The sequence below is a fragment of the Candidatus Nomurabacteria bacterium genome, assembly GCA_020632395.1.
In the GTDB taxonomy this organism is placed as follows: Bacteria; Patescibacteriota; Dojkabacteria; order SC72; family JAHDCA01; genus JACKFQ01.
The window spans coordinates 15,638-30,072 of sequence record JACKFQ010000007.1 but is presented as its reverse complement, the minus strand read 5'-3'; the positions used below and the strand labels follow the sequence as shown (position 1 = coordinate 30,072).

The following is a 14,435-nucleotide window of genomic DNA, read 5'->3' as shown; positions in this document are numbered from 1 at the left end:
TCAACAATGCTACGCCTTGTTGTGGATCAGTTCGCTTCATCCCCAGTCTTAAAAGACTTGGGGTATTCGCGTCGACTCAATAACTGCAGATAATGGTCTTGAGAACGCTAAACACGAGGAGATAAGCCAGCAATTAAATGTAAAGTTTTACTTCTGTCACCCATATAGCAGTTTGGAGAAGGGTACTATAGAGAACCGTATTGGAGTAATCCACAGATATTTTCCCAAAGGAACAGACCTTGCAAGTCTTAGCTTGAGACAAATACAGCAACTAGAGGAGAAACTGAATAACCGTCCAATGAAATGTTTAAACTATTTAACACCACTGCAGGCATTGAGAAAGGAGGAAGTTATGTTATGATCCAAGTCTCAAGTGGTGCACTTCGTCGTAGAATGCAGGCTAACAACTCACATATGCTTGATTAGCCTATAGTTATATGATATAGTAACATAGTTTATAGATTTGTCCTTTTGTTAATATTGTGGATATACTATCTAGGAGTATATTGTGCCAGTTAAGCCCTTATCTATTATGAACAGCTCTAATACATCAATACACACACCGTTGGTTCTCGAACTTGAGAGCCTGCATGGTCTCTCCCCAATTTCAGATGAGCGCCTCTTCCTGTTTCCCATACCCAAGAACGGAAATCCTTCGTTCTTCAGAAAACAGCTTCAAACAAGGCTAAAAGCGGGTGATCCAGATGCATACTTCAAGAGTAAGAAGTACTTAGATATAGTCAGACAGATGATCATCTCATTAGGACGACTTCCGTCTCCTATAGAGGTAGAAGGAGAGGTCTACAGGTCAAGAATATTTGACCAGATCAAAGAAGATAGACAAAATCCCGCATACATTGAAACTGAGGATATTCCTAAGAAAGAGCTTGCAAAAAAGCGTGAAGAAGACTTTCCAGAAGCAAAGATGTCAAAAAAACTATTTGCTGAAGCCCCTATTAAAATCGATCGACTAAATGGAGTTGAAAGGTTAATCCTGTATGTACCTAATAGTAGAGGAGAGCTTGTTGAACATCCTGTTATGACTAATGAAGAGATAGAGTGGGTTGATCTATCTGCTCGAATCATCGCCAACGTTATGTCTAAAAAGAAGAATTCTGAAGTATTCATAGCCGGTCTGGGCTTGGCTTTACTCAATCATGCCTTAGTTAAATACGGTGTGGCTCCATCTAGACAAATTGTTGCTGAAATCAACAAAAGTGTAATTGAAAAGGTATGTTCTAAGTTTGAGAAAGAACTTATTCGTGATTTTCCTAGAATGAATACAAAAGATAAGCTCCAGATATTAGAAGGTGATTTTATGGAAATCATCGATGGCTTGATCAGTTCGAAAAAGACTTTCTCTGCTGTATCTATAGATGTGTTTCCAAATTCCTCAGATGAGATTAACAAAGACTCCTCAAATGCTAAGGTTCTCAAAAAGGCTTTACAATTACTCGAACCTGGAGGATTACTTACATTCTATGCTGACTCGCGATATCTTCCTTATGAGATTGTTAAGATCTTAAACAATAATGGGATTCCTAATTCCTCTATCAACTATTCGGTTGCAAGGATAAAGAAGTCCGATTTTACAGAGCAATATCATTACGGAGATCTACTTTCTGTCGTACACATCCAAAAGCCCCTTATTAAGAGTATGGAAAGGGTTGAGTCATTATTAGTACGATATGAGGATCTCCTGGATGAGTTGTTAACGAATAATGCTGAAATCAGTGTTGATAAGTCTATCGACTGAAAATTTTCTTAACGCCTTCGCTGAATAATGATCTGTACGGGATAAACACCTCCGTACATGTCTGTCTCTGCAGTTTCTGCCCCTCTTAATTCAAAAGAAGGTTTACCAATAAGACATGTTACATTCAATCTAGGATACATCGCAAATAGGCCTAACTGTCGTGCAACAGACTTTGGTCCGCCTGATCTACTAAAGAAACTCTCGACACCCCTAGCAACATCTTTCTGCCCTGCAATAGCCATTGCCAGCGCAGGTCCTTCGTTCCCTGATATTGAAGCAGAAGGGAGATTATCAAAAATCTCATCTGCTTCCTTAGAGTTGAGGAATCCGAAAACAGTTTGAAGCATGTTTACCATTTGTCCTAACATGCGACCTTTTGATCTGTTTGTAGCTGCTTGCGATGCCTCACCAAAGGTTGGGATTGATAAATACTGCCTGATCCGAGAACTTTCTACATGAGCATAAGCAGGAACCATCCCAGGATACAGATGCTTGAAAGGCTCTGCTTGCTCGGAAGCACCGGATGATATAGCATCCATTGTAAGGTTGTGACTTCCTGGATATATTAATCTCAACGTTGCAGTTGGGTTAAATCCAAGAGGATTATCTGGTGATCTTTCGTCATCGAACCTTCCGAATAGTAAGGGTGTTTGTAATCCCGCGTGGGTATAATGATCGATAGCGAGTTTACTCCGCTCGTCAATCTCTTTTGAAGCAATGTACCCGAATTTCTGATATACCCTTGTCACAATCCCAAGTCTAATAATTTCAAGAGGCGTTAGCTCTCCATCCACATGGGTTGGAAAGGATACTGCTGTTGGGTGGATCTCTCTCTCTGCAAGTAAACAGGCTAATTTTTTACGCGCTACCCTTAATTTCCTTTCTTGCTCAGATCCTAAACCGCCTCTATGTAAATTACCCCATATCCTTTCATCATGCAGGAGATATCTCGATCTTAACTCCTGTTCAAGACTTCTCATCAAATCACGAAGTTCCTTTAGTTCCCTAGCTTTATGAATTCCAGGAGTAGGCTTGTTTAAACCAGGAGCAATATCAGGAAAAGATCCATTAGGAGAGTAGCATGGACCCCCGGGGAGCCGCTCTAAAGGTATTGCAAAAAAGGGGCCAGGGATAAAAGTACCATTAGGATCAACCATGTTCAACGGGAAGCATAAGTAGCCTTGTTCGGCATATCCTCCCGTTAACTCTGACATGAGAGCAGCTGTTGCTACGCATTCTCTAACACTAACTAATCCTGTGTCGGGGTTTTCATGAGTAGTAACAGATGATAACACTACATTTTCTTGAGGTGAATGGGGCATATCTAACAGAGTTGTGCGATATAATAAAATAACCTATAATATTATACCATCAGTATAATGTGTTTGTAAATAAGCTCTACTCTAGGTAAATGAAACCTGAAACTTATTTTCGGAAAACATACAATCAGCCGGAGGATATTAAATTCACTGAGAATGGTGAAAGCCCACCTGAGGTAGTCGCTCAACAGACACTTTACGGGTTAGCAAACAGTTTTTATGCTTCAGCGATCATCCTAGATCAATGCCAAGTAATGAAGGGTGAACTTCGTACCCTTGCAGATGAAGTTTTTGTACAAAGACAACGAGAACTACTTAATGAACATCCTGAATCCCAATGGAGTGATGTGGCTGAATCAGGCAAATTTCAAGAAATTGTTAACGATTATGCGCTATTCCGAAGATTAATCGCCTTCGGCGAAAAACACAAAGATAGTATATCCACTGACCTATTAGGAATCAGTGTGAGTTTCAGAAACCAGGCATACACTAATGGAACTACTATTAAGGATATCGATGGGGCGGATAGTAGAACAGAGAGTCGTCTCACCAAACTAGCCTCATCAGCTAAAAAATATGGTCTAAAAACCACTCTCTATGCTTTAATTACAAATACCATCCCATACCTACCACCAGCATATGCTGCCGCTTTTACTGTCGGAGGCGAGAATACTTGGCTCACACAATTAATCCATCAATCAGGAGTTCCAGAGTACGAATTCTTAGTAAAGCTTGGATATACCTTTGCCCTTATCGAAGCAACAACAACTCCTCTGCCAGTAGTTCCTGGTGTAGCAGGAATTGTCAGACTAATGTCTTATGCCATTGCAGAGGGAATCATTGCAGGGGAAAGAAACCATCGAAATGCAAGAAAGGCTGGGCTAGCTTCTAATCGTGCAAAGAAGATATCAACATCAATAGCTCTTGGCTTACCTGTAGCTATAGATTTCGGTTATCTTGCGATACCAATTATTGATAGTCTCAGAAGTGTTGATGTTGATATTAATTCAAGGATAGTATTAGCAGGATATAGATTAAACCAATTACTCCGTAAGTATGAGATTGATCTTCATCAGAAGTTCCCGGTTCAATAACATCAATACAAACCCCGTGTATACACGGGGTTTTTCTAATACACTATCTAGATTGTGGATTAGATTCTTACTTTCTTCTATCAGCTCCTACGGACAAGGTACAATTGGATTTACAGAGAATGGGGCAATCTCCATGCACCTCTGAAACATCCCGTTCGTGATAGGTTCTGTGTCTTGTCCGAGATGAGATGCAGCAATAGCTACTATCACAACAAGTGCAACTACACCTGCAACAACCGCTCCTTCACGAATCCATGCCCAATTGATCCCACCTGACCCTTCTGTCTCAGACATCGCTACTACTGGAGCTTCTTTCTTCTCTCCCATACTATAACCCCCGATAAAAATTAACTAACAATTCGCCTAAGTCTTCTTCCCTTAGGATCTTGTTGCCTTGTCTATCAACGATAGGCTTGTAGCCTAATCGACCTAACTCACCACTTGAGGTCATCTCCCCAATTCTTTCGAGGAATTTGATGTAAATGAACAGCATCCTCTTCTGATCATCTGGAGACTCCATAGAAACAGGTTTTTCCTCACTCATTAATTCTATGATCCGAGTGACGATATATCTACTTCTCGGATCCTTCATCAATTCATCAAGATCGTTCATGTTGTAATAGAGTTATTAAGTGAATATATATTAACATATACCCACCCCATAGTAAAGTACAGTGTTATTATTACTCAATACCTTCACTCTCCCACAACGCCCCATCTACATGTATAATCGGTCACTCTTTCAATTATCCGAAATAATCACTTCATTAACTAACGAATCATGCACTCTGCTGACTCGAAGACAAATTACGCAAAACAACAACTAAAACAGTTCAAAGAAGAAATCGACACACAGGTCGATCAGTATTTCGCACACGAAACGAAGAGGGTCCAACAGATCTACTCAAACAAGGACTCCCTCGCAACCCTCGAGGCGCTTGCGAGCGTTACTGCAAGAGGGGGCAAGAGATTACGAGGATCTTTTGTTTATTACACATATCAGATGCTCGGTGGTAAAGATCTAGCAGAGGCTATGAAAGCCGCCCTAGCGATAGAGATGATACATGCATATCTACTTATTGAGGATGATTTTATGGATCTCTCTGATACTAGAAGAGGTGGACCGACCGGTCACAAGATGATGGAAAAATTCCATAGAGAGAACTATCGAAAAGGCGATCCTGTACATGCTGGAAATTCACTAGGGGTGCTTGCGAGCTTGATGGGGTCACACCTGGCAATGGAAATAGTCAGTCAGCTCAATGCAGAGCCTGAGACCATCCTTAAGATGATGCTGAACCTCAATCAGAGACTTAATACAACAGTACATGGACAGATCAATGATGTTGTTAACGAGTATAAGGATGGGGTCACAGAGGAAGAGGTGTTCAATGTACTTCATTGGAAGACTGCCGCGTACACATATGAGAATCCCATCCACTTTGGTGCGATAATGGCGGGTGCCACAGATGAAGATCTTGAACTATTAACTGGTTACTCGATACCTGCTGGTATTGCATTCCAGATCCAAGATGACATACTAGGCGTTTTCGGAGAAGAAAAAGCTACTGGAAAATCAAATCTCGATGATCTTAAAGAGGGTAAGATAACCCTGCTTGTACAATTCGCTCTTGAGCACGCAGACCCTCAACAGAGGGCTATAATAAAGAAAACTATTGGTAATAGAGAATTGACTGTAACTGATCTTGAAGTGGTAAGAGATATCTTTAGGGTTACAGGTTCTCTTGAGTACTCAAAACAGAAGGCGTTGGAATTCGTACAAGAAGCAAAAAAGTGTTTACTATCAAGCAGACCTTCAAACTGGTCTGATGATGGATTCAACTACCTACTAGGGATTGCTGACTACATGATCGAAAGGAATCTCTGATCAGATCTAAGATCTCCCATTCTGACACACTATCATAATAGTTCTACTGGAGGGACTGTGGATATCTATTTAAAAGAGATATCTATCTAATCCCTGAAAAGTACTATTCCAATACATATAATTCATAACTAAAATATAGTTATCCACAACTCATTGTTTTTACTCTATAATCCTAGTTGTTGTCCCTAGGGGGAGCCCCAATGATACTTGTGATGTGAAGATACACTCTATGCAAAGAGCAGATTTTACAACACAGATGGATATAGCCAAGAAGCCGGATCTTACCGGTATTACTCAAGAGACTTCATCTCCTACATTATACGATCAGGATCAGTATGACCCTGATGAGCTATGGAAGATCGTCAAAGAATATTTGCGTATGAATATCTCTCAGCGCGAGATCACTGTTTGGTACACAGATGTATATCTTGAGAAGCTTGAAAATGGTGTCGCAACGCTATCGTGTGATAATTCAATGAAAAGAGAATGGATCGAGAGTAATCACAAAAGTTTTATCCGGAACAAATTAGAAGAGCTGATCGGGTATAAACCTGATCTGATGATAACTATCCGAACATCAGCCAATTCCAAAAAGAAGGGTGATGGTTATGAGTATTGGACTCCCGATTCAGAACAACAAAACCTTTTTTCTGGACAAGCAGAACCTGTTAGTTCAAATGTGAATTCTTCTCCTTCGTCAAATGATGTTACGAAGTTGAATCTCAATCCTAAATATATGATGTCTAATTTCATTGTAGGTAATAGCAATCAGTTAGCCTATGCGGTTGCAGAAAGCGTAGTTAACAGCCCGGGTACTGCATACAATCCTGTTTTCTACTATGGTCCTAGTGGAGTAGGTAAGACACATCTGATGCAAGCGATAGGAAATGCTGTAATTAGGCGTATTCCCCAAGCAAAGATACATTATGTACCAATCGAAACCTTCATGAATGAAATGATCGAAGCGATACGTACGAATAAGAATGAAGATTTCAGAAAGAAGTACAGACCTGCTGACGTACTTATAATTGATGATATACAGTTCATAAGTACATATAAGAAGACAAAAGAAGAGTTATTCAATACATTTAATGCACTATATGAGGCTAATAAACAGATAATCATAGCATCTGATAGACCTCCTCATGAGATAGATAATCTACCTGATAGGTTGAGGACGAGATTTCAAGGTGGGATGGTCGTTGATATTCAGGCTCCAGATCTGGAAACCAGGATCGCAATACTTCAACAAGAAGCAAAAGATAAGAAGGTTGAAGTTCCTAAAGATATTCTCATGTTCATTGCTCAAAATATTGAAAATAGTGTTCGTGAGCTTGAAGGTGCAATAAATAAAGTCCTTACGATAGCCCAGATAAATGGACGTTTTCCCTCAATGGAAGAAGTAGCAAAGATGCTACAGCTAGATCTCGATTCTAAGAGGCGTAGGGTTAGACCGGAGGATGTTATAAACATCGTATCTGAAGTGTTTGATGTTACCCCAAAAGAGATCAAGGGTACAAGGCGTACCGCCTATGTGGCTCTCGCAAGACAGGTAGTTATGTATCTTCTAAGAGATGAATTAGAACTTCCACTCGAAAAGGTTGCAGCCCATGTCAACAGAAAAGATCACACAACAGTGCTTCATGCCTGCGATAAAGTTGAATCATTGATCGAAGAGGATCAACGTATAAAAGGAAAGATCGAGGAATGTAGGGTTATTTTTACGGCATGACTTGTTTGAGAGTACTGGAGTGAGAAGGTTCATGTGGATAAGTATGTGGATACCTAGCGGATTAGAGTAGGAAAACTATCCGAGTTACACACAATGAAGGATGTTTTAGGTATGGTGTTACTGTTCTTTTAATTATTAGTAAAGGATTTTTTAATGAAGATATATCAACATATGCTAGGAAGTTACCGATCATTTATCCAAGTTAATTATCCACAGTCATAGAGCTTCGATAAATAGCTTTGTAACAAAAAAGGATGAACTTTCAAGTGCGATCTACACAAAAAGTAATCGACAAGAGGTTCTGTATTAAGAAATCTTATGATAAAAGTATTAATTAGGGAACAATAGAAACTTATCCTACTTATCCATATACCCTACTAAATACTACTACTAAATAATTTATTAAAAATATTAGATACAGTAAGTAAGAAAGCATTGGCTTTGAATTGGAAAATACAATATCGCTAGTGTATACTTACCCACAGACAGTATTAGAACTCGGTCTAATTTCGTTTTAAGCGTCAAAATGCAGTTTTCGTGCAATCAAGATACATTCTCAAAGTATCTCAATACAATAAGTAGAGTGGTAAATTCTAAACCCGGTCTACCTATATTGAATAATGCACTTTTTGAGACCAAGAATGGGCGATTGAATATGACTGCTACAGATCTTGAGATCAGTCTAAACACATGGATTGGTGCAGAAGTTCGATCGGAGGGGAAGTTAACAGTCCCAGCAAAGCAATTAGCAGAATTTGTAAATTCTGTCCCGAATGAAAAGATAGATGTGACCCTCAATGAAAATGTTTTAGATGTCAGTACTGTTAATAACTCTGCTCAATTCAATACTATTCCTGCTGATGATTATCCTTCAGTAGCTTCTATTTCTGATCAAGAACCTTTATTGAAACTAACTATGGATGATGTGCTTACTACTGTAAATAGGGTTGCTTTCTCTGCATCTACAGATGATATACGACCTGTCATGACAGGTATTAAACTGGAGATAAAAGAGGATACTGTAGCTTTTATTGGGGCTGATGGTCTTCGTCTATCGAGACAGATCGTAAAACTTTTTGAAAAAGCATCACAGGATCTTGAACTTCTTATACCTGCAAAAGCATTTCAGGAATTGGCACATATAGTTTCTGAATTCGCAAATGACAATAGTAATAACACCGTATCATTATATTTAATAGAAGATCGGAACCAAGTTGTCTTTCGATACAATGATATTGATCTTATATCTAGGTTGATCGATGGACAGTATCCTGCCTATCAACAAGCTATACCTACCGGATATCAAACTAAAAGTGAAATAAACCGTGCTGAATTCCAAAATGCCCTAAAAGTCGTGAATATTATTGCACGAGGCGTTCTTGGTAATAAACTTTATGTAGAGATGGATCCAAAAGAGAATGTCATTCGAATGTCAGCATCTCAGGCAGATCTTGGAAGTAATGAAAGTTCATTCCCTGTAAAGATAGAGGGTGAGCCTATGCGAATGGCATTTAGTTCGAAATTACTCGCAGATATGCTAGGTCACATCGGTGGTGACGACATAATCTTTGAATCAAGCTCTCCGACTTCTGCAGGTGTGTTCAAAGTCAAAGGAGATGATTCATTCCTACATCTTGTTATGCCTATGAGATTATAGAGATCTGTTCTTCATTGATCTGTTGCTCACTTTCTAGATCATCTAGCTGATCTGCACTGCTTTGCAGTTTGTATCCAAAACCATGAACTGTTTTTATCATTTCTCTGTTTCCTAACTTCTTTCTGAGGTTACTGATGTGTACATCTACTGTATTTGAACTGGTCATTCTACGATAATCCCATACATGATCCATCAATTCCGACCTGCTAACTGTTCGATCTTTGTTTCGAGCCAAATATTCGATGATCCCATACTCTTTCCTACGAAGATCAATTGTTTTTTCCCCAAGTATCATACATCTATTTTCTGTATCTAATTTTGCACCTCCTATCTGATAATTCTTTGGATTATCAGATATTGGTTTGACATTAGCCTTCTCTATTCTTGCTATCAGCTCTTCCATAGGAAATGGATGTTCGATCATATCGTCAACTCCTGAACGTATAGCTCTTACACGTTCTTGCCAACTTGATCTTGAAGTTATGAGAATTATGTAGCTTTGCTGATCTCTATCTCTTATTGTATCTATAAGTTCTCGATGATCGAATTTTCTTGAACGATCACTTATCAGATGAGTTTGGTATTCTGAATAAAGTATGTTCTGATCTTCTATATCCTTCGAATTGAAGTGAGCTATGTTATGTCCTTGGTGTTTTAATCCACTTACTATCATATCAACAAGCAACCTAGATTCTTCATACAGTGCAATATTCATATAATGGTACTTAAAATTTATATTGGTATAGGTTATAAAGTAGGTATTAATTCTCTAGAACCCATATCCAGACCAAGATGAAATATCTACTTACTCAAATTCTTGTACTATTATTAGCATTAATAGTTCTTTATTATTTTTCTACACTCCCTGATTTTCTTCCATTTCAGGAGAGTGGGGAACCTGATTGGTCCAGGATCGGAATCGTAATGGTGACGATTTTCTTTGCTATAGAGTCTTTTGTGGCATTAACTCTCTATCTATTCCAGAAATTCATCGCTTATGGGTGGAAAGAGTATCCCCCAAAGGGAGTTTCGCTTAGATGGGGAATTGGATCTGCATTAGGATTAAGCTTGGTAATGGTGTTACATATCATTCATGCGATCAGTCTCTCTTGGGGATTGGTCATAATGTTAGCAATTATTGCGATTATCATGATACTCTAAGAGTGATATCATATAGGCAATATTGTTATTAATATCTCTGATCATATGGCAAAGAGTTTAGACAAAAAAAGGGCTTCCTCAAAGAAGGAAGATCTTAAGAAACCTATCAAAACGGGAAGAAAAGTTCCTAAAAAGGGTCTCGCACGGACTGTTGTCAATTCCTCAACAAACCTACAGGAATTAGCAAACTTCATTACTGGCGAAACACAGCTCAAGAAGAATAAGGCAAAGATAGCCGCTTTGAAAAGAGAAGCGGTAGAAAAACAAAAAGATGCTATAAGAGAAGCTGTGAACACCGGGAAGGTCTTTTTAGAACCATCAGAAGAATACAATCCCGATAAGATATTGGCAGATGGTGGTGCCCCTGAAAAAATGGTGCAGAATATCGATCTGTATAAATGGGAAGCTCCTATCAGGATACAATTCCCCTTCGACATGAAGGTCTTTTTAGGAATTGTGGGATTATGCTTATTGTTTATACTTTATTTAGCAGTACTTGGTCATTATGGACTGATGTTTTCGATAGCCGCATTGTTATTTTTTCTTTATGTAGCAGGCACAACAGAGCCTATTCAAGTCTCTCATTCCATAACTACTAGAGGGGTAGACACAATGGATAAACTTTATGAATGGTACATGTTGAAAAGTTTCTACTTTACAAAAAAGAACGACACTAACTTTCTTATAGTCGAAACTAGGCTCAGGTATCCATCTACATTGATCATGTTGATCGATCCAAAAGACATGACATCGGTATTCTTGTTATTACAAGATAAGTTGTTGTATAAAGATGTCCGAAAATACACGAGATTTGAGTCAATGTCATTTGGACAATTCATTGAACTGGAGGACATTTAGGTTATGAGAACTCTGTTTGTCAAAAGAACAAATGCATCAAAACACTTCTCAACATTTCTGATAACTTTTGCTTTGACTGTAGTTGTTACGAGGATATATCTTCATTTGACTGGTTATCTTCAAATAGGGAATGAGATCTTTCATATAGCTCACCTTACATGGGGGGGTTTAGGTCTTTTGATAGCATCTCTGATGCTTATGATGTACAGGGGACGTGTAGTGCTGATCATAGGATCCATAATGTCTGGGATAGGATGGGGATTGTTTATTGATGAGATCGGAAAGTTCATCACTGTGACAAATGACTACTTCTTTAGACCTGCAGCAGCTATCATATATGTTGTTTTTCTAGGGTGTTTTCTCTTACTGCTTTATATGAAAAGAAAGGAGCAACATTCTGTCAAATCAAGATTGTATGATGTTTTAGAGGGTTTGGAAGAAGTCATAGAGCAAGATCTGAATGTAAAGGAACGTTTGCGCATAGAAGAAGAACTAGAATCGATCATCGAAGATACTACGGACAAAAATATCGACCTTCTCGCCAGACAACTTTTAGAATTTATCCATAAGCAGGAGGTTTCTCCTCCAGAGAACGATATACTCTACAAGTTTTCGAGGATCCAAGATTATTGGGATTCTTTTATAGATACTATTCCTGAGGATCTGATCACGAAGATCTTTAAGACCGTGATCGCCCTGAGGGTTTTGGGGTCTTTTCTCTGGTTGATGGCTGTATTCCTAGCTATAACCGGTGCAGAAACTGGGAGTTTTCTCCAAAATTATATTGATACTATTCAGATAGAACATAGTGGAAATATCATGCTTTTTGTCGGTATGAATGCTCTTCGCTTTTTTCTCAGTTTAGTCCTTCTGACAACGTTAAGTGGGCTTGATAAGAATCGTAAAGAAACTTTAAGGATCATCACTCTAACTCTTTGGATCTCTCTTGGATTGGTTGATGTATTCGATTTCTACTTTAATCAATTTGAAGCTGTGATCGCCACGGTTGTGGATGTTTCTCTTCTCGCTTTTATTCGGGATTATTCTCATAAATTGGTTAAAGAACGATGATTTTGTGATATCATCCTTTGATATATCTGATCTGATGATCATTTATCGAAAAAGGTTGTCGTTTACAAGTGGAGGGTTGCCTGAGTGGTCGAAAGGGCTGCACTCGAAACGCAGTGTACGGTCTCCGTACCGAGGGTTCGAATCCCTCACCCTCCGCCATCCCGCTAACTTATAGTGCGACAGTGGGAATCAGAACCTTTGTATCTAATTGGTAGAGAATCCGAAAAGTATCAATCCTTAAACATATATACTGCAACTCAAATACACCCATATTTGCACTCCTGTTACATCAAAGAGTATGGGTAGCACTTGATAACTTACGACAATACACTAACTCACGTTAACACTGTAGGTACATACACTAATCATATAAACACGGATCAACTGAGTGAAGAAGGTTTAAGAAAACCTGGTTGAAAGATTGTCTGAGAGTTTCTAATAGACATTGGAGACTCGCGATGTAAGTTCCCTGTAAACATCTGAACTTTCTGTCTGTACCTTTGCAGGTCTTTTTGCGCAACAATTAAGACATTCATGAACTTGTTTTCTTGATCGATCACAATAGGTTGTAGATCTTTGTCTACAAGAAGTTGCCCCTCATGTTTTGTACAATAATATTCCACAAGATGGTTTAGAGGGTCGTAGTCGATGGATCCATCTTCGGATATTTGTCCTGCTCGTACCTCCCAGATCTCGTTGATAGTAAGGCATCTTTGGAATCTTTCTGCCAGAACAGTTAAAACGACTTTATGATTATATGTACTCACTCCTGCACCTTGGAATCCAAGACCAGAAAGAACCCTTGCTGTTTGTATCCATTTTGTATTCATTCTTGTATAGACGTCATCTTTTATGTAATTTTTTATTTTGATCTGTTCTTCTAACTGTTTAGTGAGTAGTTTAGAGTAGAATTCCTTAGAGATCCTTTTTGTGCGATACTTTCCATCTACAGAGAAGTTCTTCGATCTCTCGGATGGTCTTAGTGATTTGAATGTCATATACCCAGCCAATCCATAACCATTCTTTAGATGTTCATAATTATTTTTTGAATACGCACTTCTCCATTGATCGATCATCCCTATTCGTTCCGCCTCTTTGTTTGCATTACTGATATCCCTGAAAGTGTTTGGTGTTATAGAGATCACTTCAAAAGTGGGATCTTTTTGATCAGACATATGCCCAAATACCATTGATTTGGTAAGATCTAGTTCGTCTTTGATCTTTTGATTCAACGCTTTTAGATCTATTTGGGGGTCCGAGAAAAACTTATATTCTGAGAAATTCTCGAAAATCTCATAAAGCGACCTGTTAACAGGCTTCACAACTGTTGTTATAGGAATAGATCTTTTACTGTAGCCATGGATAATCCATGTATCGTAATCCAGGTATAATATCTGCTCAATTGTATCTGTAGAAGTTGAATTATATTTTTGTCTTGAACCACACATCCCCTCAGAGAAGAAAGATTAATTTTTTAGAACAAAAAACGAGCACAATGAAATGCTTCTTGAACCGTTTTTCACAAAAAGTACTGTTCAGGTATTGGGCAGTTATTTGTTGTTTTTTGATCTATTCTAGACGCCTAATGATTAATTATGTCTAATATAAATCTTATATATATCCAATATAGCATCTGTTTAGTACTATCCACAAGATATATATATTGGGTGTTAGTATCTGAACATGTCATTAAAGCGAAGATTAAGTATCCGCTTATGTTAATATGCGACTACTGTGAGACAATCCGATCAGCTTCAAAAAAGAAATAGATGAAAAAATTACTAAATATATATCATCAAGAAGAACACAAAAATAAGAATTTTTGTGGTGCATATACCAACCTAAGAGCATATTGAGATCAAAGAGCAGTTGTTGTAGCTAATAGATCAGAATGGATCT

14 protein-coding genes and 1 tRNA gene are annotated in these 14,435 nt (G+C 38.4%); 10 read left to right on the top strand and 5 right to left on the bottom strand.

All coding sequences use genetic code 11. The features are described from left to right. Positions 1–64: 64 nt before the first annotated feature. Together H6763_04120 and H6763_04115 are read left to right on the top strand one after the other, a co-directional pair. Entirely contained in the window at positions 65–361 is a 297-nt protein-coding gene (locus tag H6763_04120) for an IS30 family transposase (protein MCB9803986.1), read from the top strand. 171 nt (positions 362–532) lie between these two features. After that, positions 533–1,756 carry a hypothetical protein gene (locus tag H6763_04115; protein ID MCB9803985.1) on the top strand — a complete coding sequence of 408 codons (1,224 nt, stop codon included), beginning with the start codon at positions 533–535 and terminating at the stop codon, positions 1,754–1,756. Positions 1,757–1,764: 8 nt separating this feature from the next. On the opposite strand, the gene H6763_04110 is transcribed toward H6763_04115, so the two are convergent. Next, entirely contained in the window at positions 1,765–3,078 is a 1,314-nt protein-coding gene (locus tag H6763_04110) for a hypothetical protein (protein MCB9803984.1), read from the bottom strand. 89 nt (positions 3,079–3,167) lie between these two features. On the opposite strand from H6763_04110, the gene H6763_04105 reads away from it, so the two are divergent. Continuing rightward, entirely contained in the window at positions 3,168–4,169 is a 1,002-nt protein-coding gene (locus H6763_04105; protein ID MCB9803983.1) for a hypothetical protein, read from the top strand. 87 nt (positions 4,170–4,256) lie between these two features. Here H6763_04105 and H6763_04100 read toward each other — a convergent pair whose 3' ends face one another. Both H6763_04100 and H6763_04095 read right to left on the bottom strand, forming a co-directional pair. Next, positions 4,257–4,496 carry a hypothetical protein gene (locus tag H6763_04100; GenBank protein ID MCB9803982.1) on the bottom strand — a complete coding sequence of 80 codons (240 nt, stop codon included), beginning with the start codon at positions 4,494–4,496 and terminating at the stop codon, positions 4,257–4,259. Between the two features lies 1 nt (position 4,497). Beyond that, entirely contained in the window at positions 4,498–4,782 is a 285-nt protein-coding gene (locus tag H6763_04095; protein ID MCB9803981.1) for a hypothetical protein, read from the bottom strand. 168 nt (positions 4,783–4,950) lie between these two features. Here H6763_04095 and H6763_04090 point away from each other — a divergent pair, with 168 nt between their 5' ends. The 3 genes from H6763_04090 to dnaN all read left to right on the top strand — a co-directional run bounded on the left by H6763_04090 (position 4,951) and on the right by dnaN (position 9,446). After that, positions 4,951–6,057, top strand: coding sequence for a polyprenyl synthetase family protein (locus H6763_04090; GenBank protein ID MCB9803980.1), 1,107 nt, complete (start codon positions 4,951–4,953; stop codon positions 6,055–6,057). Between the two features lie 229 nt (positions 6,058–6,286). Beyond that, on the top strand, positions 6,287–7,789 hold the full coding sequence (gene dnaA / locus H6763_04085) for a chromosomal replication initiator protein DnaA (GenBank protein ID MCB9803979.1): 1,503 nt from the start codon (positions 6,287–6,289) through the stop codon (positions 7,787–7,789). A 526-nt stretch (positions 7,790–8,315) separates the two neighbouring features. After that, positions 8,316–9,446, top strand: a complete 1,131-nt coding sequence (gene dnaN / locus H6763_04080) for a DNA polymerase III subunit beta (protein MCB9803978.1) — start codon at positions 8,316–8,318, stop codon at positions 9,444–9,446. On the opposite strand, the gene H6763_04075 is transcribed toward dnaN, so the two are convergent. Beyond that, entirely contained in the window at positions 9,433–10,161 is a 729-nt protein-coding gene (locus H6763_04075; protein ID MCB9803977.1) for a response regulator transcription factor, read from the bottom strand. The two genes, dnaN and H6763_04075, sit on opposite strands and share 14 nt — an antisense overlap. Positions 10,162–10,238: 77 nt before the next feature. Between H6763_04075 and H6763_04070 the strand changes: the two genes are divergently transcribed. The 4 genes from H6763_04070 (at position 10,239) to H6763_04055 (ending at position 12,695) form a co-directional block, all read left to right on the top strand. Further along, a complete protein-coding gene (locus tag H6763_04070; GenBank protein MCB9803976.1) occupies positions 10,239–10,607 on the top strand; it encodes a hypothetical protein in 369 nt (122 codons plus the stop codon). A gap of 45 nt (positions 10,608–10,652) precedes the next feature. Further along, on the top strand, positions 10,653–11,465 hold the full coding sequence (locus H6763_04065; protein ID MCB9803975.1) for a hypothetical protein: 813 nt from the start codon (positions 10,653–10,655) through the stop codon (positions 11,463–11,465). Between the two features lie 3 nt (positions 11,466–11,468). Then, a complete protein-coding gene (locus tag H6763_04060) occupies positions 11,469–12,536 on the top strand; it encodes a hypothetical protein (protein MCB9803974.1) in 1,068 nt (355 codons plus the stop codon). A 70-nt stretch (positions 12,537–12,606) separates the two neighbouring features. Next, positions 12,607–12,695 (top strand) — tRNA-Ser (locus tag H6763_04055). A 221-nt stretch (positions 12,696–12,916) separates the two neighbouring features. On the opposite strand, the gene H6763_04050 is transcribed toward H6763_04055, so the two are convergent. After that, positions 12,917–13,984: a hypothetical protein gene (locus H6763_04050; protein MCB9803973.1), complete on the bottom strand. Its 1,068-nt coding sequence runs from the start codon at positions 13,982–13,984 to the stop codon at positions 12,917–12,919. Positions 13,985–14,435: the final 451 nt, after the last annotated feature.